General features: G+C 68.5%; 24 protein-coding genes and 2 tRNA genes. 23 read left to right on the top strand and 3 right to left on the bottom strand.

All coding sequences use genetic code 11. From position 1 onward, the window contains the following. Positions 1–373 precede the first annotated feature (373 nt). From AC07PF_RS28400 to AC07PF_RS28385, 4 genes are all read left to right on the top strand, one after another. Positions 374–646, top strand: coding sequence for an HU family DNA-binding protein (locus tag AC07PF_RS28400; RefSeq protein ID WP_007858657.1), 273 nt, complete (start codon positions 374–376; stop codon positions 644–646). A 22-nt stretch (positions 647–668) separates the two neighbouring features. Continuing rightward, positions 669–744 (top strand) — tRNA-Val (locus tag AC07PF_RS28395). Positions 745–806: 62 nt separating this feature from the next. Then, entirely contained in the window at positions 807–2735 is a 1929-nt protein-coding gene (locus AC07PF_RS28390) for a SurA N-terminal domain-containing protein (RefSeq protein ID WP_494614126.1), read from the top strand. A 51-nt stretch (positions 2736–2786) separates the two neighbouring features. After that, a tRNA-His gene (locus tag AC07PF_RS28385) sits at positions 2787–2862 on the top strand. Positions 2863–3000: 138 nt separating this feature from the next. On the opposite strand, the gene AC07PF_RS28380 is transcribed toward AC07PF_RS28385, so the two are convergent. Continuing rightward, entirely contained in the window at positions 3001–3807 is an 807-nt protein-coding gene (locus AC07PF_RS28380) for a flagellar brake protein (RefSeq protein ID WP_494614125.1), read from the bottom strand. A gap of 213 nt (positions 3808–4020) precedes the next feature. On the opposite strand from AC07PF_RS28380, the gene AC07PF_RS28375 reads away from it, so the two are divergent. Next, entirely contained in the window at positions 4021–4374 is a 354-nt protein-coding gene (locus AC07PF_RS28375) for a hypothetical protein (RefSeq protein ID WP_494614124.1), read from the top strand. A gap of 18 nt (positions 4375–4392) precedes the next feature. Here AC07PF_RS28375 and AC07PF_RS28370 read toward each other — a convergent pair whose 3' ends face one another. After that, positions 4393–4743, bottom strand: coding sequence for a hypothetical protein (locus tag AC07PF_RS28370; protein WP_494614123.1), 351 nt, complete (start codon positions 4741–4743; stop codon positions 4393–4395). Between the two features lie 208 nt (positions 4744–4951). On the opposite strand from AC07PF_RS28370, the gene AC07PF_RS28365 reads away from it, so the two are divergent. From AC07PF_RS28365 to AC07PF_RS28295, 15 genes are all read left to right on the top strand, one after another. Next, complete coding sequence (locus AC07PF_RS28365) at positions 4952–5215, top strand: DUF2024 family protein (protein WP_145698808.1); 264 nt, start codon at positions 4952–4954, stop codon at positions 5213–5215. Between the two features lie 121 nt (positions 5216–5336). Continuing rightward, positions 5337–5945: an NAD(P)H-dependent oxidoreductase gene (locus AC07PF_RS28360; protein ID WP_494614122.1), complete on the top strand. Its 609-nt coding sequence runs from the start codon at positions 5337–5339 to the stop codon at positions 5943–5945. A gap of 14 nt (positions 5946–5959) precedes the next feature. Then, positions 5960–6577 carry a TetR/AcrR family transcriptional regulator gene (locus AC07PF_RS28355; RefSeq protein WP_494614121.1) on the top strand — a complete coding sequence of 206 codons (618 nt, stop codon included), beginning with the start codon at positions 5960–5962 and terminating at the stop codon, positions 6575–6577. 224 nt (positions 6578–6801) lie between these two features. Further along, a complete protein-coding gene (locus AC07PF_RS28350) occupies positions 6802–7509 on the top strand; it encodes a response regulator transcription factor (RefSeq protein WP_007861198.1) in 708 nt (235 codons plus the stop codon). Further along, on the top strand, positions 7500–8741 hold the full coding sequence (locus AC07PF_RS28345; protein WP_494614120.1) for a sensor histidine kinase: 1242 nt from the start codon (positions 7500–7502) through the stop codon (positions 8739–8741). Before AC07PF_RS28350 ends, AC07PF_RS28345 begins: the two co-directional genes overlap by 10 nt. Before the next feature lie 116 nt (positions 8742–8857). Then, positions 8858–10045: a fumarylacetoacetate hydrolase family protein gene (locus AC07PF_RS28340; RefSeq protein WP_494614119.1), complete on the top strand. Its 1188-nt coding sequence runs from the start codon at positions 8858–8860 to the stop codon at positions 10043–10045. A 65-nt stretch (positions 10046–10110) separates the two neighbouring features. Next, a complete protein-coding gene (locus AC07PF_RS28335; protein WP_494614118.1) occupies positions 10111–11364 on the top strand; it encodes a branched-chain amino acid ABC transporter substrate-binding protein in 1254 nt (417 codons plus the stop codon). Between the two features lie 94 nt (positions 11365–11458). Then, positions 11459–12349 (top strand): branched-chain amino acid ABC transporter permease, encoded by an 891-nt coding sequence (locus tag AC07PF_RS28330; RefSeq protein WP_238541935.1) that lies wholly within the window; start codon positions 11459–11461, stop codon positions 12347–12349. Between the two features lie 15 nt (positions 12350–12364). After that, positions 12365–13693 carry a branched-chain amino acid ABC transporter permease gene (locus tag AC07PF_RS28325; RefSeq protein ID WP_494614117.1) on the top strand — a complete coding sequence of 443 codons (1329 nt, stop codon included), beginning with the start codon at positions 12365–12367 and terminating at the stop codon, positions 13691–13693. Next, positions 13690–14502, top strand: coding sequence for an ABC transporter ATP-binding protein (locus AC07PF_RS28320; RefSeq protein WP_494614116.1), 813 nt, complete (start codon positions 13690–13692; stop codon positions 14500–14502). The genes AC07PF_RS28325 and AC07PF_RS28320 overlap by 4 nt, the downstream gene beginning before the upstream one ends. After that, a complete protein-coding gene (locus tag AC07PF_RS28315) occupies positions 14503–15204 on the top strand; it encodes an ABC transporter ATP-binding protein (protein ID WP_494614115.1) in 702 nt (233 codons plus the stop codon). 39 nt (positions 15205–15243) lie between these two features. Next, positions 15244–16905 carry an AMP-binding protein gene (locus AC07PF_RS28310; RefSeq protein ID WP_494614114.1) on the top strand — a complete coding sequence of 554 codons (1662 nt, stop codon included), beginning with the start codon at positions 15244–15246 and terminating at the stop codon, positions 16903–16905. A 17-nt stretch (positions 16906–16922) separates the two neighbouring features. Continuing rightward, entirely contained in the window at positions 16923–17762 is an 840-nt protein-coding gene (locus tag AC07PF_RS28305) for an SDR family oxidoreductase (RefSeq protein WP_494614113.1), read from the top strand. 147 nt (positions 17763–17909) lie between these two features. Next, entirely contained in the window at positions 17910–18905 is a 996-nt protein-coding gene (locus AC07PF_RS28300) for an aldo/keto reductase (protein WP_494614112.1), read from the top strand. Beyond that, positions 18886–19455: a hypothetical protein gene (locus tag AC07PF_RS28295; protein ID WP_494614111.1), complete on the top strand. Its 570-nt coding sequence runs from the start codon at positions 18886–18888 to the stop codon at positions 19453–19455. The genes AC07PF_RS28300 and AC07PF_RS28295 overlap by 20 nt, the downstream gene beginning before the upstream one ends. 3 nt (positions 19456–19458) lie before the next feature. Here AC07PF_RS28295 and AC07PF_RS28290 read toward each other — a convergent pair whose 3' ends face one another. Continuing rightward, positions 19459–20961 carry an MATE family efflux transporter gene (locus AC07PF_RS28290; protein ID WP_494614110.1) on the bottom strand — a complete coding sequence of 501 codons (1503 nt, stop codon included), beginning with the start codon at positions 20959–20961 and terminating at the stop codon, positions 19459–19461. A gap of 159 nt (positions 20962–21120) precedes the next feature. Between AC07PF_RS28290 and AC07PF_RS28285 the strand changes: the two genes are divergently transcribed. The 3 genes from AC07PF_RS28285 to AC07PF_RS28275 all read left to right on the top strand — a co-directional run bounded on the left by AC07PF_RS28285 (position 21121) and on the right by AC07PF_RS28275 (position 22916). Continuing rightward, the gene (locus AC07PF_RS28285; protein WP_494614109.1) at positions 21121–21882 is read left to right on the top strand and encodes a hypothetical protein; all 762 of its coding nucleotides are present in this window, start codon (positions 21121–21123) and stop codon (positions 21880–21882) included. 25 nt (positions 21883–21907) lie between these two features. Next, a complete protein-coding gene (locus AC07PF_RS28280) occupies positions 21908–22186 on the top strand; it encodes a hypothetical protein (RefSeq protein ID WP_494614108.1) in 279 nt (92 codons plus the stop codon). Positions 22187–22325: 139 nt separating this feature from the next. Next, positions 22326–22916 (top strand): hypothetical protein, encoded by a 591-nt coding sequence (locus AC07PF_RS28275; RefSeq protein ID WP_494614107.1) that lies wholly within the window; start codon positions 22326–22328, stop codon positions 22914–22916. The last annotated feature ends 1367 nt before the right edge of the window (positions 22917–24283 follow it).

Genomic DNA, 24283 nt, shown 5'->3' with positions numbered 1-24283 from the left:
AATCGCAAACCGGCATGGCTCTGCAGGGGCGCATGCCCCGTTCTGGGGCGCGCGCCGAGGCCTTGCTGACAGGGGCCGCGGCTGTCAATCGGGAATCGCGCGCATACGGCGCGTTTGAGACAAAAGCGCGCCGCAAGCCCAGACAGGGTGTGAAATACGACTAGAATTCAATCCATCGCTGTGGCAATGCAGCGTGTTGTATTGACACCTTGAAAGTCGATGGCTTTAATCTGATGCAGCAGCCCCTGCTGTGTACGCCAGTCATTCCCCCGTCTGCAGACACCCAGCCCTCACCGGTTGTGCCTTCTGACGTGTGAAGACCAGATACCCAAGACACACTTCATTCATCAACGCTTTTCCCGAGAGGCTTCTTGTGAACAAAACCGAACTGATCGAGCACATCGCTAACAACGCCGACATCTCCAAGGCCGCTGCAGCGCGTGCCCTGGAATCCACGATCGAGGCCGTCAAGAAGACCCTGAAAAAGGGTGGTACCGTTTCGCTCGTCGGTTTTGGCACCTTTGCCGTGGGCAAGCGCGCTGCCCGCACCGGCCGTAATCCCCGTACGGGCGATACGATCAAGATCAAAGCTGCTAAAGTGCCGAAGTTTCGTCCAGGCAAGGCTCTGAAAGACGCCTTGAACTGAAGACACGTTTGTTGTTGAGGCGGGGTCCTTAGCTCAGTTGGTAGAGCGGCTCCTTTACACGGAGTAGGTCGGCGGTTCGAGACCGTCAGGACCCACCACCACCGAACACGAAGGCGAACGCAAGTTCGCCTTTTTGTTTTTTGTCATTGAAAGTTCGATCATGTTTGAATCCATCCGCAAGCACTCCAAGATCATGATGCTCTTGTTGTTCTTGCTGGTCATTCCCTCGTTTGTGCTGGTAGGCATCGACAGCAACTACTTCTCCGAGAAGAGTGCCGTGGTTGCCCGTGTGGATGGCAACAAGATCACGCAGACCGAATGGGACAATGCGCACCGCGTCGAGAGCGACCGCATCCGCGCGCAGCAGCCCACCATGGACCCGAAGATGCTCGATTCGGCCGGCGCCCGCTACGCCACGCTCGAGCGCATGGTGCGCGAACGCGTGCTGGCGGCCGCTGCGCAGAAGATGCACATGATCACCAGCGATGCCCGCCTGGCGCGCAGCCTGGCCGAGATTCCGCAGATCGCCGCGCTCAAGCGCCCCGACGGCACCATGGACACCGAAGGCTACCGCGCCCTGGTGGCCCAGCAGGGCCTCACGCCCGCCGGCTTCGAGGCGCGCGTGCGCAACGACCTGTCGGTCAACCAGATCCTGGGTGGCGTGGTCGGCTCGGCCTTTGTGACCGATGCGCAGATCGCCCAGTCGCTCGACGCGCTCTACCAGCGCCGCGAGATCCAGGTGGCCCGCTTCAACACCGCCGACTTCGCTGCCAAGGTGTCGCCCACCGACGCCGACCTGGAGGCCTACTACAAGGCCCACCCTGCCCAGTTCAAGCAGCTCGAATCGGCCAACGTCGAGTACCTGGTGCTGAGCCTGGACACCGTGCGCGACAGCATCACGCTCAATGAAGACGACCTGCGCACCTACTACAAGGAAAACGCAGCGACCCTGGGCTCCAAGGAAGAGCGCCGCGCCAGCCACATCCTGATCAAGGCCGGCAAGGACATGCCTGCCGCCGACCGCGAGAAGGCCAAGGCACGCGCCACCGAACTGCTGGCCCAAGTGCGCAAGGCGCCCGCCACGTTTGCCGACGTGGCCAAGAAGAACTCGCAGGATGGCTCGGCCGCGCAAGGCGGTGACCTGGGCTTCTTCGGCAGGAAAGACATGGTCCAGCCTTTCGAGGATGCGACGTTCGGCCTCAAGAAGGGCGAGATCAGCGACCTGGTGGAAACCGACTTCGGCTACCACATCATCCAGGCCACCGACATCAAGCCCTCGCGCGTGCCGCCGTTCGAAGAACTGCGCCCCGCCATCGAGAAGGACCTCAAGGCCCAGCAGGCCCAGCGCAAGTACGCCGAAGTCGCCGAATCGTTCGCCAACGGCGTGTACGAGCAGGCCGACAGCCTGGCCCCCGTGGCCGAGAAGCTCAAGCTCAAGGTGCAGACCGCCAATGGCGTGACGCGCACGCCCGTGCCCGGCGCCACCGGCCCGTTTGCCAACGCCAAGTTCCTCGAAGCCCTGTTCTCCAGCGACTCGGTGCAGAACAAGCGCAACACCGAAGCCGTGGAAGTGGGCCCCAGCCAGATGGCATCGGGCCGCATCGCCTCGTACACCCCGGCCGAGACCCTGCCGCTGGACAAGGTGCGCGACAAGGTGCGCACGCTGTACGTGGCCGAGAAGGCCGCCGAGCTGGCCCGCAAGGAAGGCGAGGCCAGGCTGGCCGAGTACACCGCCAAGCCCGACACTGCCAGCGGCCTGACCGCCCCCGCCGTGATCGCCCGCGACACGCCCATGAACTTCCCGCGCCCCCTGATCGACGCCGCCCTGCGTGCCAACGCCGACAAGCTGCCCGCATGGACCAGCGTGGACCTGGGCGCCGGCCAGGGCTTTGCCGTGGTCAAGGTCAACCGCATCGTGCCGCGCGACAAGCCCGAGGCGCAGCGCGCCCAGCAGGAGCGCATGCAGCTCATGCAGTGGTGGAGCACGGCCGAGGGCGTGGCCTACTACGAGATGCTCAAGGAGCGCTTCAAGGTCGAGATGAAGGTGGCCCGTCCCTCGGAGTTCAGCGTCACCCAGACAGAAAATTGAAGAATTTGGCGCCGGGGGTAAAAACCCGGGTTATAATTTGAATCTCAAACGGTGGCTGTAGCTCAGTTGGTAGAGTCCAGGATTGTGATTCCTGTTGTCGTGGGTTCGAGCCCCATCAGCCACCCCAGATAAAACAAACCCGCCAGTGCTGCGAAGCGCTGGCGGGTTTTGTCTTTGGGCGCCGCCCGCAAGCAAGCTGCGCATGCCCAGGGCCGCCGCCGCGCCTGCCGCTTTACGGTCAGGCGCTGGGCGCCAAGCGCTGCTGTCAGCCCAGCCTGGGCGGTGCCACCCGGGTCCTCTCCGCATCGAGCCGGCCCAGGCGCAGTTGCAGCGCCTCGTGGTCGGCGGGTGTGAGGTCCATGAAGCTGCAGCCGAAATGCAGCTGCTCGCCCGCCAGGAACGAGCGGAAGGCACGGCGCGAGCGCACTTCGAGGTCGACCACCAGGGGGCTGGCGCCGTGGCCCAGCTCCACACGCACGCGCCGCAGCTGCTGGCTGGGCATGAGCAGGCGGCCTTCGTGCGCCGAGGAGCGCAGGCCGAGGCCGCCGATGGACACGTCGTCCACGCCCATGGAGAAGCTCTCGCCGTACAGCATGAACTCGGCGCGAAAGGGCTGGCCGAGCGGGGTCTCCAGGCGCGGAAAGCGGCGCCGCTGCAGGTGCACGATCTGGTCCGGCAGCGCGGCCACCAGCTGCAGCGGGGCACCGGGTGCGGCGTCGGCCCAGCGGCCGCTGGCACGGAACTGCAGCGCAATGCCCAGGGGCATGGAGACCAGCAGCACGGAGCCCGGCTCCGGCTGGGGAGCGCGCGCACCCTTGACCTCGATCACGAGTTCGCCGGCCTGCGGCCGCACCTCGGTGATGCGGCCGGACAGGAAGGCCTCGCCCGCAGAGGGGTACAAGCACACCAGGTCCCCGTCATCGGCCAGGGCCTGCAGTGCCATGGCGATGTAGTGCGGGTCGGTGACGCGAAAGGGCCGGGTGTCCACATCGGCGCCAATCGGTGCGATCACCGGCAGGGCCGATTCGGCGCGGGGCAGGGGGGCGGGATTTTTCTTGAGGAATGGAAGCATGTCTGCCATGTTCATGTGGGGCCATGACACGGGCTGGTCGTCGGGCAGGCGGGCTGCGGGCGCCGCCTGCGCCGCGCAAGCCGGCGTGCGAGGATGATAGCCGCATCCACCCGCCGCCCGCGCCAGCCACCTTTTCGGGTCATGGCGCCGCCGCGGGCCCGATGCTAGAGTGCTTCTCAACAGAGGGGCGAGCCCCTCATGGGGGTGATAGGCGTGAACACGAGGATGGTCGTCTGCACGGTGGTGGCGCTGGGCTTCGCGGTGGTGGCCGGGGGCAGTGCGCTCTACCGCTACGCGGTGGTCCTGCCCGCCGAGCAGGCGCACCTGGACACCCTGGACGCCCAGCAGCGCGCCGAGGTCCACGCCCGCGAGGTGGACCGCACCGTCAGCTATGCGCGCTGCCTCGAGGCCGTGGGCTCGGGTGCCCGGGCCCGCAAGGCGGACCACTGCCAGAAACTCGGGCAGGCCACGGGCTGCGAGCTGCCCCAGGATGCGGAAACGGCCCTGGGCCGGCAGCGCGAGCGCGGCGAGGTGCAGTGCTTCAACGAGGCGAAGATCGGGTTGTAGCGAAAACAGGCGGCCGGCTCAGGCCCCCTGCAGCCGCTGTCCCCACTGCTGCGTCCACGGCGCGGCCATGGACAGCACCATCATCACCCAGGCCACGGCGGCAAAGCGCCCGGGCCAGGCGGCGGGCGAGCGCCGCTGGCGCAGGGCTGCATGCAGCGCGCAGGCGGACAGCGCGAACGCCATGGGGATGGCCCAGGCCGAGACCCAGGCCAGCACGGGCTGGCGGTCGTCGAAGATGGCCGGGTGGGCCAGGGCGAAGACCATGAGGCAGGCGATCTGGACGGCGGGCTGGCGCAGGTAGCTGGTAACCACCGTGGGGGCGTGGGGGCTGGCGATGGCCTGGGTGGCGGCTGCGGGCTTGCTGTGCATGGATGGGGGGGCTCCTCGGCGCAATGTAGCAGCGGCGCAGGCGCAAACGCCCGTTCGGGCGGCGTTTGTGGCGAACGGACACGTCGGTTACATCTTGCCCCCGGGTCAGGCCGTGGACGATTTGGCATCTGTCCTGGACGCTTGGCGCACCCCGGCGGCGGCGGGCTGGCGACACTGGGGTTCCCTGAACCCACCCCCTGTTTGCACCATGCAGATCTCCGTTTACGACACCTATGTGCAGCGCCCCGACGGGCTGCGCATGCATTTCGACATCCTCGTTCCTGCCACCGTCGGCGACCATGAACAGGTGCTGCAGTACGGGCGGCGCTACCTGGCGGCAAAAGGCTTGGCGGCCAGCGACCTGAAGGCCGAGAAGTGCAGCTTTTGCCACATGCAATCGGCCAGCCCGGCGGTCGAGCAGGAGATCGAATCCATCGGCTTTGCGATCCTGGAGCTGGAGCACTGCGGCTGATCGATCGCCTGCTGCCGCCCCTTGCGATACCCGTGGAGGCGTTGGGGCGAAACTCCGTGGACGGCTTTATATACCAATGGTAAGTTACCATGGGTATATAGCAATCCAATGGAGTTTCACCATGCACGCACTCATCGTCGTCGCGCACCCCCATCCCGCTTCCCTGACCCATGCCGTGGCCGCCCAGGTGGCGCAGGGCGTTGCCAGCGCGGGCCAGCCCGGCCCGCAGCACACCACGGAGATCGCCGACCTGGCGGCCGAGGGGTTCGACCCGCGCTTCACCGCTGCCGACCTGGCGCTGCACTTGAAGCAGGCCCCGGCGCCCGCCGACGTGGCGGCCGAGCAGCTGCGGCTGGACAGAGCCGATGCGCTGGTGCTGGTGTACCCCGTGTACTGGTGGTCCTTTCCGGCACTGCTCAAGGGCTGGAGCGACCGGGTCCTGACCCAGGGCTATGCCTATGAGGAAGGGGAGGACGGCCAGCTCACCAAGAAGCTCGGCCATCTGCAGGTGCACCTGTTGGGCATCGGCGGGGCCGGTGACGGCACCTACGAGCGGCACGGCTATGCGGGCGCGATGGCCACCCAGATCGACCACGGCATCTTCGGCTACTGTGGCGCACGCGTGGCCAGCTCCAGGCTGCTGCTACAGTCGCACGACAAGGAGTTCGCGGCCTCGCACCTCACGGCAGCGCAGGCGCTGGGCCGCGTCCTGTTCGCCCCATCTCCGTAAGTTCCCTGGAGCCCATGCCCCGCACGCCGCCTGCCGCACCACCGCCCGAGCCCGCACCCCGCCGCCGCATGGCGCGGCACGAGCGCGCGCGCCAGCTGCTCGATGTGGCCTGGGCGCTGCTGCGTGCCGAGGGCGCCGACGCGCTCAGCCTGGGCCGCCTGGCCGAGGAGGCCGGCGTGACCAAGCCCGTGGTATACGACCACTTCGGCACGCGCGAGGGCTTGCTGGCCGCGCTGTACCAGGACTTCGATGTGCGCCAGACGGCGGTGATGGACGCCGCCATCGCCGCCGCGCGGCCCACCCTCAAGGACAAGGCCGGCGCGATTGCCGCGGCCTATGTGCGCTGCGTGCTGACCCAGGGGCGCGAGATCCCCCAGGTGCTGGCGGCGCTGCAGGGCTCGCCCGAGATGGCGGCCGTCAAGCGCCAGTACCAGGAGGCCTTCATCGCCAGGTGCCTGGACATCCTGTCGCCGTTCGCAGGGGCCGGGGGGCTGGCGCGCGCCGGCATGTGGGCCGTGCTGGGCGCGGCCGATGCGCTGTCGGATGCCGCCGTGGGCGGTGACATCGGTGCCGAGGCGGCGCAGGCCGAGCTGTTCGAGACCATCGTGGCGATGGTCCGGCGCAGCCGGTGACCGATGGCGCTGGACGGCACGAGGGCGCGGCGGATCGGCTCGGTGGGGGTTCTCACGATTGCTTCACGGTCGCCGTGGCGTAATCTGCGATGGCTGCAGCCATCGACCGGGTGCAAGGGGGCAGACAACAACGCAGGGTCCGCGCGCTGGATGGGAGCATCCCGCCAGGAGACCATCGGCAGGCATGCGGGGATGCGCACCCGGGTGATTCGGCAAGGGCACATATGGGCAATGAACGGGTGCTGCTGGTGGAGGACAGCCGTGATCTGGCGGCGCTGGTGTACGAGGCGCTGGAGGATGCCGGCTTCGAGCCCGACCATGCGGCCGACGGCGAGGAAGCCCTCAGGCTGGCGCGCAGCGCATCGCCGCCCTACGACGCGGTGGTGCTGGACGTGGGCCTGCCGCGCATCAACGGCTTTGACGTGTGCGCGCGGCTGCGTGGCGAGGGCTTTCGCGCACCCATCCTCATGATGACCGCGCAGGGCTGCGCCGAGGACGTGGTGCGCGGGCTCGAAGGCGGATCGGACGACTACATCGTCAAGCCCTTCGAGATGCGGGTGCTGATCGCCCGCGTGCGCGCCGGCATCCGCCGCTACCTGTGCATGCCCGACCATGCGGGCGTGGTGCGCTCGCCCGCGCTCACGCTCGACCTCAACCGCCACCAGGTCTCGGTGGCCCGCAGCGGCGGCCAGTTCACCATCACCCCGCTGCAGACCCGGCTGCTGGAGATGCTGCTGCGCCACGCGCCCCGCGTCGTCACGCGCCATGAGCTGGAGAAGGCCCTGTGGAGCGACGACGAGCGCCCCTCGGCCGACGCGCTGCGGGCGCATATCTACCAGCTGCGCCAGCTCATGGACAAGGCCGGCGCTGGCGGCATGATCCAGACCCAGGGCAAGCGCGGCTACTGCATCGAGGCGCCGGCATGCGACTGAAGGCGCGCACGCTCTTCACCCGCATGTGGCACACGCTGGTCGGGCTGATGCTGGCCAGCTTCGTGGTCAACGCCGTGCTCGTCACCGCCACGCTGCAGCTGGGCAGCGAGGCCCAGACCGAGCGCCGCCTGGCGCGCATCGGCGAGTACTGGGCGGCCCAGGGGCCGGCCACCGAGCCCGTGCAGATCGACCCCGTGACCTTCTTCTACCCGCGCTACGAGCTGCTGCCGCAGGAGATCCGGGCCATGCTGGCACCGGGTGAGCGCGGCATCTTCGAGCTCGGGCCGCGCGCGCGCGACTACTTCGTGCTGGCCCACCAGGAGGCCGCGGGCGAGCCCTTCTACGTGGTGGAGAACCACTCCGAGGTCAAGCCGCAGGAGACGCTGGAGTGGCAGGTGTTCTCGTGGTACGCCATGGGCATCATCCCCTTCACCGGCCTGCTGCTGTGGCTGTGCGCGCGCGTGGCACGGCGCATTGCGGCGCCCATCGCGCAGATCGGCATGCAGGTCGATGCCCGGCCGCCGCAGAGCCTGGAGCCTCTGCCGCTGCCCGAGGGCGCGCCGCACGAGTTGGCGGTGCTGGTGGGCCAGCTCAACAGTGCCTTCCAGCGCACGGCCGACGTGCTGGAGCGCGAGCGCAATTTTGCGCGCTTTGCGAGCCACGAGTTGCGCACGCCCGCGGCGGTGATGCAGGCCGTGCTCGAGCGCCTGGCCGACGGGGCGAGCGAACGCCAGCAGACCGCCCTGCAGCGCGGCGAGCGGGCACTGCGCGACATGAATGCCCTGATCGAGACCTTCCTGAAACTCTCGCTGGAAGCGGGGGGTGCGGGTGCCACGGCTGCTGCGCCCGTGGTGGTGGACCAGGCCTGGGTCACGGAGCTGTTCACGCACTTCTACGGGCCCGAGAAGGCCGGGCGGATCGCCGTGAACGAGCTCGCCCCGCTGCACCTGGCGGCGCCCGAGACCGTGCTGCACGTGCTCGTCGGCAACCTGCTCAAGAACGCCGTGGCGCACGGCGGCGAGCCGCCCATCGCCGTCACGCTGAGCGCGACCGCCATCACCGTGGAGAACACGCTGGCGCCCGAGCCGCAGGAGGGCTTCGGCCTGGGCTGCCTGATCGCGCAGCGCATCTGCGATCGCTTCGGCTGGGCCTTCGTGCTGCAGATCGGGCCGCAGTCCGCGCTGGCCCGCGTCACCGTGCCGGCGCTGCCGGTGCCCGCATCCCTGCGCTGAGCGCGCACCGGCGCCGGGCCCGCGCAAGGCCTGCAGGCAGCCCGCGTGCAGGGCTCACGGTTGCTTCACGCACACGCTGCTGAAATCCACCCCTGTTTCAACACGAGGTGGATGCAATGCGCGTACGCAAGATCATTGGCGCGGCCCTGGGCGGGCTGCTGGTACTGACCTTCCTGGCATGGTTTTATGCCATCAGCCAGAAGGAGCCGCCCGCGACTTCGCGCTACCTGGAGATGAACGAGCGCATCGAAGGCGCGCGCCTGGGCGCCGTGGCCGTGGCGCCAGCCAGCGAGGCGCTGACTTTTGCGCGCTACCGCACGCCGCAGGGCCTGCGCCTGGTGCGGGTGGAGCGTTACGAGAACGGCCAGGTCACCGGGGTGGACATCAGCGCCCTGCAAAAGCCCGGCAGCGTGCCCGACCCCATCACCCTGTGGGCGCAGTCGAGCTACGAGGCCATCGCCAGCCAGGCGGGGCCCGCCGCGTCGCTGGACGCTGCGCAGCTGGTGCTGCCCTTTGACGGCACCGAGGCCCAGATCGCCATGGGTGGAACCTACCGCGAGCATGCCAAGGAGACCACGCTGGAGAAGCCCTTCGTCTTCCCCAAGCTGCGGCCGGCCCAGCCCTGGAATGCGCCCGTGCCGGTGGCGGGGGCGCTGCTGGACTACGAGATCGAGCTGGGCTTCGTCGCGCTGCGCCCGGTGGCGCAGGGGGCCAGCAAGGAGAGCTATGGGCTGGTGCTGGCATCGGACTACACCGACCGCGCGGTGATGCTGCGCGAGATCGACCTGTCGGACACGCACTCGGGCGAAGGCTTCTCGCGCGCCAAGTCGCTGGCGCCCATGCCCGTGGGGGCGCTGTTCGTGGTGCCGCGCGACCTGCGCAGCTTCTACAAGAAGCTGGACATGCGCCTGTACGTCAACGGCCGGCTGCGGCAGATCGCCTTGCCCAAGGACCTCACCTGGGACATCGACCAGATGGTGCAGGAGTCGTTCTCGCGCCGCAACCGGCTGTACCGCTACGGCGAGGGCCAGGCCCGGCTGCCCATCGGCGAGCAGGGCATCCCGGCGCGCACCCTGGTGCTGTCGGGCACCACGGACGGCGTGGCCTTTCGCCCGCCCTCGGGCCGCCAGCTGTTCATCGGCGTGGTGGAGTGGCTGGCCAGCCTGCGCTGGGCCAACCCGCGCCTGGTGGTCGAGCGCTCGCTGACCGAGGCGCGCAACGACAAGACCCACCTGCAGCCCGGCGACACCGTGCTGATGCGGGCCGACTACCTGGGCTTTCTGGCCAACCCCATCGTGCCCTGAGCCCCCGGGCGCACTCCGGGGCCCGCTGCCCCGGTCCATCCAAGAACAACGCAGGAGACAAGACCATGAACTTTCGCCGCTGGATCACCCGCGCCGCCGCCGCCACCCTGGCCGGGCTGCTGATGTGTGCCACCGCCCACGCCGAGACGGTGCGCATTGCGATGATCGAAACCTTCTCGGGGGCCTTTGCACCCCTGGGGCAGAACCAGCTGAGCACCCTGCGCATGGCCACCGAGATGGCCAACGCCCAGCGCTGGGCGGGCAGGCACAGCTTCGAGGTGACGCCCTTCGACGGCAAGGGCAGCCCCCAGGAGTCGCTGGTGCAGCTCAAGCTGGCCATCGACCAGGGCTTTCGCATCATCGCGCAGGGAAATGGCTCGGGCGTGGCAGCGGCGCTGATCGAAGCGGTCAACAAGCACAACGAGCGCAACCCGGGCAAGGAGGTGGTGTTCCTGAACTACCAGGCCATCGACCCGGACCTGACCAACAGCCGCTGCAGCTTCTGGCACTTTCGCTTCGATGCCAACTCGGACATGAAGATGGAGGCGCTGACCTCCTACATGGCCAGGGACGCTGGCATCCGCAAGGTCTACCTGATCAACCAGAACTACTCGCACGGCCACCAGGTCACCAAGGCCGCCAAGGAGTTGCTCAAGCGCAAGCGGCCCGATGTGCAGATCGTCGGTGACGACCTGCACCCCATTGCCACGGTGAAGGATTTCTCGCCCTACGTGGCCAAGATCCGCGCCTCGGGGGCGGACACCATCATCACCGGCAACTGGGGCACCGACCTGGCGCTGTTGATCAAGGCGGCGCTGGAGTCGGACCTGAAGGCGCAGCTCTACACCTACTACGCGGCCTCCTCGGGTGTGCCCACGGCCATGGGCTCGGCGGCCGCGGGCAGCACCCGGCAGATCTCCTACTGGACACCGAACAACGAGACCTTTGCCGGCAAGGACCTAGCCGAGGCCTTTCGCCGCCAGCACGGCGACGACCTGGTCGCCATCGGCATCCACACCATGGTGCAGATGCTGGCCCGGGCGATCAGCAGCGCAGACAGCCTGGAGCCACTGCGCATCGCCTACGCGCTGGAGGGCATGAAGTTCAAGGCCGTCAATGGCGAGGTGGAGATGCGCGCGGGCGACCACCAGCTGCTGCAGCCGCTGTACATCTCCACCTGGTCCAGGGTGGACGGCAAGAAGGTGCAGGTGGAGCAGGAGAAGACCGGCCACGGCTGGCGCCTGGATGCCCGGCTCGACGCCTACGTCGCCTCGCAGCCGCACTCCTGCCAGATGCGCCGCCCGGCCCGTGCCGGCTGACGCGGCCGGCCCAACCCCGCACCCGCCCGGAGGTCCCTTGGAGTTCGCACTCGTCACCCTGCTCAACGGCCTGAGCTACGGCCTGATCCTGTTCATGCTGTCCGCCGGCTTCACGCTCATCTTCAGCATGATGGGCGTGCTCAACTTCGCCCACGCCAGCTTCTACATGCTGGGGGCCTACTTCGCCTACGAGATCAGCCGGCGCGCCGGGTTCTGGGCCGCCCTCGGCCTGGCGCCGCTGCTGGCCGGCGCACTCGGGGCGCTGGTCGAGCGCTTCGGCCTGCGCGCGGTGCACCGCTTTGGCCATGTGGCCGAGCTGCTGCTGACCTTCGGCCTGTCCTTCGTGGTGGTCGAGGCGGTGCAACTGGTCTGGGGGCGCGCGGCCGTGCCCTATGCCATACCCGATGCGTTGCAGGGCGCGCTGTTCAAGGTCTACAACACCAGCTTCCCGGCCTACCGGGCCTTCATGATGCTGGTGGCCGTGCTGATGATGCTGGCGCTGGTGCTGGGGCTGCGCAGGACGCGCTTCGGTCTGGTCATCCAGGCGGCGCTGTCCCAGCCGCAGATGCTGCAGGCGCTGGGCCACGACGTGCCACGCGTGTTCATGGCGGCCTTTGCCGGCGGCTGTGCGCTCGCCGGCCTGGCCGGTGCCATCGCCGGCAATGCCTTCATCACCGAGCCCCACATGGCGGCCACGGTGGGCAGCATCATCTTCGTGATCGTCGTCGTGGGCGGGCTGGGCTCGCTGGCGGGCGCGCTGCTGGCGTCGCTGCTCATCGGGGTGGTGCAGACCTTTGCCGTGTCCATCGACCATTCGCCGGCCACGCTGCTGGCCGCGGTGGGCTACACGGTGCAGGCCTCCACCCCGGCCCATGCCGTGCTGCGCACCACCGTGTCCGACCTGGCCCCCGTGCTGCCCTACCTGCTGCTGGTGTTGGTGCTCGTCGTGCGGCCCCGGGGGCTGCTGGGCACCCGCGAACTGTGACCCGGGAGATTCCACATGGCCTTGTTTTCGACCCCCATCACCCCCACCGCACCGCCGGTCTCCCCTGTGGCCGCTGGCGCCCTGCGTGCACCCCCCAGGCTGCCATGGCGCCTGCCGCTGCCCTGGCTGCTGTTTGCCGCCGCCCTGGTCTGCGCGCCGCTGCTGCTGCGCGGCCCGGTGGCCTTGTCGCTGCTCACGCAGATGGCCACCGTGGCGCTGTTCGGCCTGTCGTACAACATGCTGCTGGGGCAGGGGGGCATGCTCTCCTTCGGCCATGCGGTGTATGCGGGCCTGGGCGCGTATGTCGCCGCGCATGCGATGAACCTGGGCGCGGCTGGCACCATCCCGCTGCCGGTGGTGGCCGTGCCACTGGTCGGCGGCGTGGCGGGCATGGTGTTCGGCCTGCTGTTCGGCTACCTGTCGACCAAGAAGGCGGGCACCACCTTCTCGATGATCACGCTGGGCATCGTGGAGCTGGTGTTCGCCTGCGCGCTGATGTTCCCGGGCTTTTTCGGGGGCGAAGGCGGCGTTTCCACCAACCGCGTGTACGGCGCGGCGCCGCTGGGGCTCAATTTCGCGCCACAGCTGCAGGTGTATGGCCTGGCGGGGGCCTGGCTGTTCGTGTGCGCGGCCGCGATGTACGGCTTCACCCAGTCGCCGCTGGGCAAGATCATCAATGCGGTGCGCGACAACCCCGAGCGCGTGGCCTTCATCGGCTACGACCCGCGCTGGGCGCGCTACCTCACGCTGGTGGTCTCCAGCCTGTTCGCAGGCGTTTCGGGGGCGCTGTCGGCCATCAACTTCGAGATCGTCACGGCCGAGAACGTGGGCGCCGCACGCTCGGGGGCGATCCTGCTGTTCACCTTCATCGGCGGGGTGGGCTATTTCTTCGGTCCGGTGCTGGGCGCCGTCATCGGCGTGGCCGCCACGGTGCTGCTGTCCGAGGTCACGCAGGCCTGGCAGCTCTACCTGGGGGTGTTCTTCATCCTCACGGTGATGTTCGTGCCGGGGGGCGCGGCCGAGCTGCTGGCCGGCATGGGCCGGCATCTGGCGGGGGGCAGCTGGCGGCGCACCGGGCCGGCCTTTGCCTTGTTGCTGGCGGCACTGGCCTGGCTGGCCACGGCCTTCGTGGCGCTGGTGGAGACGGTGTACCAGGCCTCGCTGGGCCCGATGGGCGCGCTGCCCAGGGGCCTGGCGGCGCTGCAGGGGCCGGCCGGCTGGATCGCCATCGGCACCGCGCTGGCCCTGGGCCTGCTCGCGGTGGCGCGTGCCCATGCGGCGCTGCGCGAAACCCTGGCGTGCGAGGCGGCCGGCGCGGCGCGCGCAAGCGGGGAGGGCGCATGAGCACGAACCACAGCAACAGCCAATGCGTGCTGGAGCTCAGGGACCTGCGCAAGGCCTTCGGCAAGACCGAGATCATCCGCGGCGCGTCGCTGGCGGTGAACGAAGGGGAGCGCTTTGCCATCATCGGCCCCAACGGTGCGGGCAAGTCGACCCTGTTCAACCTGGTGAGCGGCCGGCTCGCCGCCTCGTCGGGCCAAGTCCTGCTGCATGGCCGGCCCATCCAGCAGCTGCCGCCCTTCGAGATCCACCGCCGCGGGCTGGCCCGCAGCTTCCAGGTGTCGAACCTGTTCCACCGCATGACGGTGTACGAGAACCTGCGCTGCGCGGTGCTGTGGTCCAGCGGCCAGGGCTATGCGTTCTGGCGCAGCATCCACCGCTTGCGCGAGGTGCACGAGCGCGTCGAGGCGATGCTGGAGCTGACACGCATGGCGCCGCAGCGCCACACCCTGGCAGGCGAGCTGACCTATGCCGGGCAGCGCGCGCTGGAGATCGGGCTCACCGTGGCCGGGGGCGCCCAGGTGATCCTGCTGGACGAGCCCACGGCCGGCATGAGCCGCTGGGAGTCCGAAGCCGCGGTGGAGCTGATCCGCGAGGTCACGCGTGGGCGCACCCTGCTGATGGTGGAGCACGACATGGCCGTGGTCTACGGCCTGGCCGACCGCATTGCCGTGCTGGTGTATGGCGAGGTGATCGCCTGTGGCAGCCCGGCTGAGATCCGCGACAACCCCCGCGTGCAGGAGGCCTACCTGGGCACGCCTGCCACCGCTGCCGCGGGCGCCGCGGCAACCACCATCGCGACGGAGGCCTGAATGCCGCTGCTTGAGATCGAATCGCTGCACGCCTACTACGGCAAGAGCCATGTGCTGCACGGCGTGGACCTGTGCGTGGCGCCGGGCGAGATCGTCGGCCTGCTCGGGCGCAATGGGGTGGGGCGCTCCACCCTGGTCAAGGCCGTCATGGGCCAGGTGCGGGCCACGGGGTCGGTGCGCTTTCGCGGAGCCGAGGTGCGGGGCCTGGCACCGCACCGCATCGCGCACCTGGGCATCGGCTACGTGCCCGAGACGCGCGACGTCTCTGCCAGCCTCAGCGTGCAGGAGAACCTGCTGCTGGGCTGCAAGCGCGGCCGGCCATCGGAGCGCTGGTCGCTGGAGGACATGTACGGCATGTTCCCCCGCCTGCACGAGCGCCGGGCCACGCCGGCCGGCGTGCTCTCCGGCGGCGAGCAGCAGATGCTGACCCTGTGCCGCACGCTGATGGGCGACCCGGCGCTGATCATGATCGACGAGCCCACCGAGGGGCTGGCGCCCCAGGTGGTCGAGCAGGTGGCCGGCTACCTGCGGCGCCTGCAGGAGCGCGGCCTGGCCGTGCTGCTGGTGGAGCAGAAGCTGGCCATTGCGCTGCGCATCGCCACGCGCGTCTGCGTGATGGGGCACGGCGCCATCGTCTACCAGGGCACGCCCGCCGAACTGCAGGCCAACGCCCTGGTGCGCAGGGAATGGCTGGAGGTCTAGGGCATGCACGGCATCCACGATTTACACGACGGAGACACCATGGCAGAACAATGGAGCAGCGGTAGTGCAGCGGACTCGGTGGACCAGGCCCTGGCACCTGCGGGCCTGGCGCATGCCGGCGCGACCGCGTTTTCGGCACTGCGGGCGGACGGGGCCTGCGCCCGGCTGACCTATGCGCAGGTGCAGGCGCTGTCGGACGCGTTTGCCTCCTGGCTGCTGGGCAACCCGCTGCTGCGCGCGGGGGATGTGGTGGCGATCCAGCTGCCCAACCTGCTGCACTACCCGGTAGCCGTGCTCGGGGCCTGGAAGGCCGCGATGGTGGTGAGCAATGTCAACCCGCTGTACACCGCGCGCGAGCTGCAGGCCCAGCTGGAGAACTGCCGGGCGAAGGTGCTGGTGGCCGGCGAGCCGGCCCTGGCCGGTGCTACTGCCGTGGCCCAGGCGCTGGGCGTGCAGCTGCTGGTGGCGGGTGCGCACGACTTCTTCGTGGCCGCGCCCGCGGCGGCGTCGGCGGCGCCGACACCCGGCTCCTTCGTGGCTGCGCTGGAGCAGGGGCGCGCGGCCGGCCTGCGCACCGGGCGGCGCAGCCGCGTGGCGCTGTACCAGTACACCGGCGGCACCACCGGGCGCAGCAAGGGGGCGGCGCTCACCCATGCCAACCTGCTGGCCGTGCTGCGCATGACCGGGGATTTCATGGAGTCGCAGGGCATCGGGCTGCGCCCGTCGGACACGGTGCTCACGGTGCTGCCGATGTACCACATCTTCGCCTTCGTGATGAACTTCCTGAGCTTCTACCGCGCGGGTGCGCACGCCGTGCTGGTGGCCAGCCCGCGGCCGCTGGCGAACCTGCGGCCGGCGTTCGAGGGCTTTCCCATCACCTGGATGTCGGGCGTCGACACGCTGTACGCCGGCCTGCTGGCCGAGCCCTGGTTCCGCGCGCACCGTCACACGCTGCGCTACGCCATGTCGGGCGGCATGGCCCTGCGGCCGGCCACGGGCGAGGCCTGGCGCGCCAGCGTCTGCCCGGTGCTGGAGGGCTATGGCCTCACCGAGACCAGTTGCATCGTGGCGATGAACCCGCCGGCCGAGCCCTACCGCGCGGGATCGGTGGGGCTGGCGCTGCCGGGCAGCGAGGTCATGGCCGTGGATGCCGATGGCCGCGCGCTGCCGGCCGGCCAGCCCGGCGAGCTGCTGGTGAGGGGCCCGCACGTGATGCAGGGCTACCTCGATGCGCCCGCCGAGACCCAGGGCGCGCTGGACCCCGGTGGCTGGCTGCGCACCGGCGACATCGCGGTGATCGGGGAGGACGGGTACATCCACATCGTCGACCGCAAGAAGGACATGGTGCTGGTCTCGGGGTTCAACGTCTACCCCAACGAGGTGGAGGACGCCATGGCCGAGCACCCCGCGGTGGCCGAGGTCGCGGTGATCGGCGTGCCGGACGAGGCCACGGGCGAAGCCTTGCAGGCCTTTGTCGTCGCGCGCAACCCGGCGCCCGGCGCCGACGAGCTCATCGCCCACTGCCGTGCACGGCTCACGGCCTACAAGGTGCCCAAGCGCATCCGCTTCGTGCCGGCGCTGCCCAAGTCGCCCGTGGGCAAGGTGCTGCGCGCACGGCTGCGGGCGGCGCCATGGCAGACCGATCCGCAGACCGATCCACCAGCCCTGCTGCTGAAGCACCCCACTGCAGAACCTGAATGACGCAAGAGGATTTTTCCATGCACGACAACACCACTTTCCAGCCCCACCTGCTGCGCGGCAAGACCGCGCTGATCACCGGGGGCGGCAGCGGCATCAACCGGCAGATTGCCGCGACCTATGCCGCCGCTGGCGCGGCCGTGGCCATCGTGGGCCGGGATGGCGACAAGGCCGCCCGGGCCGCGCGCGAGATCGAGGCCGCAGGGGGCCGCGCCATCGGGCTGGCGGCCGACGTGCGCCACTACGATGCCTTGCGTGCGGTGGCCGAGCAGGCCCACGCATGGGCCGGGCCGCTCGACATCGTGGTGGCGGGCGCGGCAGGCAACTTTGTGGCCACGGCCACGGGCATGAGCGCCAACGGCTTTCGCGCCGTGGTGGACACCGACCTGGTGGGCACCTTCAACACGGTGCGCGCGGCCCACGACTTCCTGCGCAAGCCCAGCGCGCTGGTGCTGGCCATCTCTGCCGTGCAATCGACCCTGCCGACCTATGCGCAGGCCCATGTGTGTGCCGCCAAGGCGGGCATCGACATGCTGGTGCGCTCCCTGGCGGTCGAGTGGGGAGAGCAAGGCATCCGCTGCGTGGGCATCGCCCCCGGGCCCGTGGCCGATACGGTGGGCATGGAGAAGCTCGCGCCCCATGGCCAGGCCAGCTGGGCGCGGCTGCTCGAGGGCATTCCCGCAGGCCGGGGCGCCAGCCGCCAGGAGATCGCCGACCTGGCGCTGTTCCTGGCCAGCCCGTCGGCCCAGTACATCAATGGGGTGATCATCCCGATCGACGGCGGATTCAGCTGCCTGGGCTCGCTGGCCTCCGGCCAGATGCTGCGCGACTCGGTGCGTGAGGCGCAGCAGGCGCTGTAGGGGGTGCCGGGCAGGGCCTGGCCGCTGCGTTGCAGGCGCTTGCAAAGAGGGCCTGCAGAAAAGCCCGCCTGCCGTTACCATGCGGGCGCCGCGGGCAGACTTTGCCAGAGCGCGGCCGCACCCCCCACCGACGACAGGACCCCTGCCATGCAACAACGCCACCTGGGAGCCCATGGGCCCCTGACCTCCGCCATCGGCCTGGGCTGCATGGGCATGAGCGAGTTCTACGGCGCGAGCGACGACGAGAGCTCGCTGCGCACCCTGGCGCGTGCGCTGGAGCTGGGTGTGACCCACTTCGATACCGCCGACACCTATGGCCTGGGCCACAACGAATCGCTGCTGGGCCGCTTCATCACGAATGCTGGCCCTGCAGCCCGCGCGCGCATGCAGGTGGCCACCAAGTTCGGCATCGTGCGCCAGGCCGGGCAGTACGAGCGGCGCATCGACAACTCGCCTGCCTATGTGCGATCGGCCTGCGAGGCGTCGCTCAAGCGCCTGGGCGTGGAGCGCATCGACCTGTACTACTGCCACCGGCGCAACCCCGATGTGCCCATCGAGGAGGTGGTGGGCGCCATGGCCGATCTGGTGGCGGCCGGCAAGGTCGGGGCCATCGGCCTGTCGGAAGTGTCTGCCGACAGCCTGCGCCGCGCCCATGCGGTGCACCCGATTGCAGCGCTGCAGAGCGAGTATTCGCTGTGGAGCCGCGGGCCCGAGGACGGCATGCTGGCGCTGTGCGCCGAGCTGGGCACGGCCTTTGTCGCCTATAGCCCTTTGGGCCGCGCCTTCCTCACCGGCACCGTGGACGTGAAGGCGCTGGCGGACAACGATTTTCGCAAGAACAACCCGCGCTTCGTGGGCGATGCCGCGGCCGCCAACCGGCAGCTGGTGCAGGCGCTCGATGCGTTTGCACGGGCGCGTGGGCTGGCCAGTTCGCAGATTGCGCTGGCGTGGCTGCTGGTCAGCCACCCGCATGTGCTGCCGATCCCGGGCACGCGGCGCATTGCGTACCTGGAAAGCAACGCCCATGCGGCCGAGGTGGCACTGAGCCCCGCCGAGGTGGCCGAGCTGGACCGCTTGTTCGACCCCTCCAAGGTGGCTGGCGCGCGCTACCCGGATGCCGGCTTTGTCGGCATTGAGGGGTGATGTGGTGCGCCATGCGGCGGCACTGCTTCTGGCCATGGTGACCGGCGGCGCGCACGCTGCCGATGGGGGCGTGCCGGCCGAGCCGGTCCGGCCCTGGATCGACCCCGTGGTGAGCGCCGGGTTCGAGCGCATCGTGGCGCGCTGCCGGTTCATCTACACACAGCCCTTGCGGCCGCTGCAGCGGGTGATGCTGCTCAAGGGCGACGACGCGCCCGCCACCTACGCGCTGGCGGGCATGTCGCACGACCTGGTGATGACCTCGCACCCGGTGCGGCCCCTCCTGGGCCGGGTGATGCTGCGCTACGCCCTGGTGCTCAAGGATCCACCCGCGGATGCGCAGGCGCAGGCCGAGGAGGCCAAGTTCGGCACGCGCATCGTCGAGACGTTGGACTTTGCCTGGCAGGACCGGCGCTGGGTGTTCCGCGGGGTGTCTGCGGTGCTGGTCACGGGTGAACGCGACCGCCCCGGCCTGCCGGTGGTGGACAGGACGCCCGCCGAGGGCAGGGCGGCGCATGCGCAGGCGCTGAAGGCCTGCCTGGGCGGGCTCTGAGCTCTAGGGTTTGGTGACCACAGCGGCCGGCCCGTCGTAGTTCGCCTCACGGTCCATGGCCGGCATGGCCACGCCGGTGTCGGCCGCGGTGCCGGTGGCGGGTTCTTCCGATGGCTCCTTGCGCGCTGCCAGCGAGGCCTTGCGCCAGCCGCCGTAGCGGTAGTACAGCACCGCCAGCAGAACCGAGGTGATGGAGCCCAGCGGAAAGCTCCACCAGATCGCCTCGGCGCCCCAGGTGCCCTGCAGTGCGCTGGCGAACGGCACACGCACCAGCAGCATGGAGATGAACAAGATGATGAGCGGCGGCAGCACCGCGCCCGTGGCCCGCACCACGCCGAAGAGCACGATGGTCACGCCGAACAGCACGAAGGACCAGGCCGCCACATTGTTGATGTGCACCGCCACGGCCACGGCGCCGCTGTCGCCCGGCAGGAACAGGCCCAACGCGGCGCGGTCGGCCGCGTAGAGCGCCAGCACCAGCGCACCCGTGAGCAGCAGGTTGAACAGCACGCCCACGCGCGCGATCTGCTCCACCCGGTCCCAGCGGCCCGCGCCCACGTTCTGCGCGGCCATGGACGACACGGCGGCGCCCGTGGCCAGCGCGGGCATCTGCACATAGGTCCACAGCTGCGCAGCCACGCCATAGGCCGCCGCAGTGTGCACGCCGTAGCCATTGACCAGGCCCATCATGACGAGGGCCGCCGACGAGATCACGATCATCTGCAGCCCCATGGGCACGCCCTTGACCACGATGGTGCGCAACAGCTGCGGCCGGGGCCGAAAGTGCGCAAGCTCGTGCCGGCCCGGCAGCAGCGGGTGCTGGCGCCGCGCCAGCAGCACCAGCAGGCCGGCAAAGCTGATGCCCTGCGCCAGCAGCGTGGCCAGGGCCGAGCCCGCGATGCCCATGGCCGGCAGCGGCCCCGCGCCGCGGATCAGCAGCGGGTTGAGCGCCACGTCGATCGCCACCGACAGGGCCATGAACCAGAACGGCGTGCGCGAGTCGCCCGAGCCGCGCAGCACGGCCATCGCGAAGGCAAACGAGTTCATGATCGGCACCGCCACGAAGATCACGCGCAGGTAGGCCACGGCCGAGGGCAGGGCGGCTTCGGGCGTCTTGAGCAGGCCCAGGATCTCGGGCGTCCAGACCCAACCCGCCGCCGCGATCAGCGCCGATACGGCCAGGAAGAACGTGGCGCCCGTGCCCACCACGCACTTGGCGCGCTCGATGTCGCGCGCGCCATAGGCCTGCCCGATCAGGATGGTGGCCGCCATGGACACGCCGAACACCGCACCCAGCAGCAAAAAGAGCACCAGGTTGGCGTTGGAGGTGGCCGTGAGCGCCTCCTCCCCCAGGAGGTTGCCGATCCAGATCGCGTTGACCGAGCCGTTGAGCGACTGCAGCACGTTGGAGCCCAGCACCGGCAGCGCAAAGGCGATCAGCGTGCGGGCGATGGGGCCCTGGGTCAGGTCGCGTTGCGGGGCTCGGCGGGGAGGTGGGGTGTTCATGGCGGGGCGTGGTGTGGCGTTCGGGCAGTCTACGTGCTGGCGCGCCACCTTGGGTAGGACGGCGCCGCCATGGCTCACAGGCAAGCCTCTGCCCCGGGGGCTTCTTGGTGGCGCGCGCGGGCTGAGGTAGATTGCGCCCACGAGGAGGAGATGCAGCCCATGGCCCCAACGAACCTGGATGACCCGCTGGCCGATGCGCCAGCGGAGCTGTTGGCGTTTCTGGACCAGGCGGCCAGCCTGCAGTCCCAACCGCTGGGCATTGCGGTGCTGGGCCGCGACGCCTGCCGTGAATACTCGCGGGCCGTGCGCGGCACGGCGTGGGGCGAAGCCCTGGGCCTGGTCGCGTTGGAAGACGCCAACAACTCCATGCCGCACTGCTATGTGGTGCGCGGCCCTGCGGCCGGCATGGTGCTGCAGTTCAATCGCGTGGACGGGCAATCACTGCGCTACCCGAGCCTTGCCGCCTTTGCATCGGCCCTGCGGGCGGCATTGGCAGGCGGCACACACATCGAAGACCTGGTGCCGGCCACCATTCCGCCTTCGGCGCGGCAGGCCGAAGTCGTGGCGCGCCTGCTGGGCGCAATGGCGCCCCGCGCGGACCAGGAAGCGTACGCCGACGCAGCCGCCACGGTGGAGCTGCTACTGCCCCAGCTCAATCCTGACAACCTGCCTGTGCTGCAAGCGCTCGCCTCGGACACCGATTTCTACATCCGCGAGTACGTGGCCCTGTTCCTCAGGCGCCACGCCCGTCCTGCATACGAAGCCCTGGCCAGCCGCCTGGCCGAGGACGGCCATGGCCAGGTCGCACGGCCGGCAGCCGAAGCAGCCAAGGCGATCCGGCGCATGCTGGGCGAAGCCAGACGAGACGCGATCGCCCGCGCCAGGGCCGGGGCCGTTGATGTCCAGGTGCCCCGCACCTAGTGCGCAGTGGTTTGCGATGCTTTCCATGCAATGGCTCCTCTGGACACTGGCTGCAGCCGCGCTGCTCGCGCTGGGCTACTGTGCCACCATCGCCATCACTTTCTGGTCCGGCTTCCAGTTCAAGCGCTGCCCTGTCTGTCACAGCCGAAGGTCGCACTTCCTTCGCTACGGCCGTCTGCATGCGGAAGAAGCCTTCAGCATCCATCGCTGCAAATCCTGCCTGGCCCGGTTCGTCATCGCGGATGGTGCAAGCCATCGGCTCAAGGCAAGCAAGTGGGCTCAAGAGGCTCCTCCATCCACGTGAGGCAAGCCACAGCTTGCTGCTATTCCGACAGGGGGCTGCGCTGCCTGGCCGCCGGGTGCCTGCAGCCATGTTGATCGGTGCAGCAATCCGATGGGGTCGCCGCACAATCCCCGTCCATTCCCTGTGAAGACAATCGCAAATGGTCTATTACGAACTCATCGCCAGAGATCCTCAGTTGAGCTGCGCCCTGTTCTCCGAGGACGACCCTCGTGGCAGGCGCGTGGTGCGCCAGCAGTACAGGCCGTTCGTCTGTCCGAGGTGTGGAAAAGTCGATGAGCTCCATGCGCTGGCGCAGGCCGGGGTGCCGCAGATGAAGTTCAGCTCGGGCAGGAATGTCGTCTCCACTTCGGACGACTTCAAGCTGTGCAACCAGCGATTCATCGATGGGCTCGAGGCCGCAGGCATCACCGGTCTGGCGTATCTTCCTCTGGATTCGCCACAGGGCTACTTCGTCGTGTTGCCAACCGCTCGTGCAAGCGTGGACGAGCCGACGGCGGGCATGGTGACCCATGGCGAGCGCTGTGTTCTGTGCGCAAGGTGGCGGGAGACCACGGTCGGGCCCCTGTGCGAGAGCATCGAGAAGCCGCCGGATGAACGGGCCATTTTTTCGCCCGCAGTCTGGTCCGAGTCGATCCTGGGGGTGCGCCCCATGTTTCTCTGTGCAGCGCCGGTGGCCAAGGCGATGTCGTCGCAGAAGTTCAGCGGCCTGGAGTTGGCCAGGGCGTTCTGACCCCATGCGGGCATGGGCAGCTACCTGGAATGCCCTCCAACCAATGCCGAGGCCGTGTGATGGATGGCACCAGGCCCGGTGTGGTGGGGGAGGAGCGCGCCAATGGCACGGCCCGCAATGGGAGTCCGGCAGGTGCGTATTTCGGTCGCTGCTGGACAGTGGGGGCGAATTGACCTGGACAGCGGTAACGGCGGGAACTGGACACAGAGATCGGCTCTCGTGTGCATTTCCAGGTCGCTGACGATGAGCATCTGTTCGGCTCGTCTAGTCGCCTTCTTGGGTGATACAGGGCACTGCTGCGCCCAGCTAGACTTCCGCTATCGGCCAGAAGCAGCCATTCAGGCGCCACGCATCCTCTTTCGTGCGGCCTCAACTGCGATGATCTGGGCCAATTTTCGATAGCTTACGATGGAAGAATCTAAGGTGCCTCAATGATGGAAGATCGTGCAAATGGAGTGCGAGCATCGGTGGTGTTTAGGTCCTTGATGCAAATTGACTCTTCGATGGATGCCAGAAAACTTGGGAATGTTCTTACGCTTGAGTACCCGGACATCAGCCCGGCAGCGTCGATGACTGTCCGCAGATGGCTAAGTCCGGGAAAGGAGTACGAAGTGTGCGATGAGGATATAGATGCTTTGATTGCCCACTACCTGAAAGAGGCGGGGTACGTTTCCTGACTGCGCAATACAGGCTGCGTACAAGATCGTTACTGGACACTGGTGTCGAGCTGGCATGAACCGCAGGAAAAGGCGAGAGCGGGACAGACAGTTCTGCTGCCGCGGACACCCGGACCCCTGATCTGAGGTACCGTCAGCCTCGCCGTCGCCTTCTTGGGTGATACAGTAAATTGGCGTGAGCAGCTAGACTTCAGCTATCGGCCAGAAGGCGACACTGGCGACAGTTCTAAACTCACCTGAAGCTAGGAAACATGTACGCGCTGTACCGCTTGGGCTCGGTGCATCACGACCCTGATGCCCTATGGCTTTTGTACGAATGGGGAGACTCGTTCACAAATTCTGAGTGGCGCCCGTGCGTCGAGCATTTTGTGGGCGAAGTTGCGAATCAAGGTCACATCGTTAAGGGGATGCCATCGCCTCCGTTTGTCGAGGGTGAGGACTTTGTAGAGGTCGTCTACCTGGTAGGTGGAGTGAAGACAGTTTTTAACTCAGACCATCTGTTATCGCTGATCGTCATTACATCGGAAGACTCTAGTGTCCTGCGTGGTGTGTGGAGCCAGATTGGTACGAAGGTCGGTTGGGTTGATTGATTGAGCAGCCAATGTCCGCTTCGGGCCGAGGCTGTGTGGAAACACCCACGAGCATACGGGCCAGCCCCATCTCGCAGCACTGAGCCTCATTTTCCACTAG

The sequence above is a fragment of the Acidovorax sp. GW821-FHT10A04 genome (assembly GCF_059415825.1).
The sequence above is the reverse complement of the archived record's forward strand: the minus strand, read 5'-3'. Positions and strand labels throughout refer to the sequence as shown.

Bases quoted from the DNA above. Each gene is read 5' to 3' on its own strand.
- AC07PF_RS28370 (WP_494614123.1), bottom strand. From the start codon at position 4,743: ATGCACAGCAAGCCCGCAGCCGCCACCCAGGCCATCGCCAGCCCCCAC.
- AC07PF_RS28310 (WP_494614114.1), top strand. From the start codon at position 15,244: ATGGCAGAACAATGGAGCAGCGGTAGTGCAGCGGACTCGGTGGACCAG.
- AC07PF_RS28345 (WP_494614120.1), top strand. From the start codon at position 7,500: ATGCGACTGAAGGCGCGCACGCTCTTCACCCGCATGTGGCACACGCTG.
- AC07PF_RS28325 (WP_494614117.1), top strand. From the start codon at position 12,365: ATGGCCTTGTTTTCGACCCCCATCACCCCCACCGCACCGCCGGTCTCC.
- AC07PF_RS28305 (WP_494614113.1), top strand. From the start codon at position 16,923: ATGCACGACAACACCACTTTCCAGCCCCACCTGCTGCGCGGCAAGACC.
- AC07PF_RS28350 (WP_007861198.1), top strand. From the start codon at position 6,802: ATGGGCAATGAACGGGTGCTGCTGGTGGAGGACAGCCGTGATCTGGCG.
- AC07PF_RS28335 (WP_494614118.1), top strand. From the start codon at position 10,111: ATGAACTTTCGCCGCTGGATCACCCGCGCCGCCGCCGCCACCCTGGCC.
- AC07PF_RS28315 (WP_494614115.1), top strand. From the start codon at position 14,503: ATGCCGCTGCTTGAGATCGAATCGCTGCACGCCTACTACGGCAAGAGC.
- AC07PF_RS28300 (WP_494614112.1), top strand. From the start codon at position 17,910: ATGCAACAACGCCACCTGGGAGCCCATGGGCCCCTGACCTCCGCCATC.
- AC07PF_RS28320 (WP_494614116.1), top strand. From the start codon at position 13,690: ATGAGCACGAACCACAGCAACAGCCAATGCGTGCTGGAGCTCAGGGAC.
- AC07PF_RS28285 (WP_494614109.1), top strand. From the start codon at position 21,121: ATGGCCCCAACGAACCTGGATGACCCGCTGGCCGATGCGCCAGCGGAG.
- AC07PF_RS28390 (WP_494614126.1), top strand. From the start codon at position 807: ATGTTTGAATCCATCCGCAAGCACTCCAAGATCATGATGCTCTTGTTG.
- AC07PF_RS28340 (WP_494614119.1), top strand. From the start codon at position 8,858: ATGCGCGTACGCAAGATCATTGGCGCGGCCCTGGGCGGGCTGCTGGTA.
- AC07PF_RS28360 (WP_494614122.1), top strand. From the start codon at position 5,337: ATGCACGCACTCATCGTCGTCGCGCACCCCCATCCCGCTTCCCTGACC.
- AC07PF_RS28275 (WP_494614107.1), top strand. From the start codon at position 22,326: ATGGTCTATTACGAACTCATCGCCAGAGATCCTCAGTTGAGCTGCGCC.
- AC07PF_RS28280 (WP_494614108.1), top strand. From the start codon at position 21,908: ATGCAATGGCTCCTCTGGACACTGGCTGCAGCCGCGCTGCTCGCGCTG.
- AC07PF_RS28355 (WP_494614121.1), top strand. From the start codon at position 5,960: ATGCCCCGCACGCCGCCTGCCGCACCACCGCCCGAGCCCGCACCCCGC.
- AC07PF_RS28290 (WP_494614110.1), bottom strand. From the start codon at position 20,961: ATGAACACCCCACCTCCCCGCCGAGCCCCGCAACGCGACCTGACCCAG.
- AC07PF_RS28365 (WP_145698808.1), top strand. From the start codon at position 4,952: ATGCAGATCTCCGTTTACGACACCTATGTGCAGCGCCCCGACGGGCTG.
- AC07PF_RS28380 (WP_494614125.1), bottom strand. From the start codon at position 3,807: ATGCTTCCATTCCTCAAGAAAAATCCCGCCCCCCTGCCCCGCGCCGAA.
- AC07PF_RS28330 (WP_238541935.1), top strand. From the start codon at position 11,459: ATGCTGTCCGCCGGCTTCACGCTCATCTTCAGCATGATGGGCGTGCTC.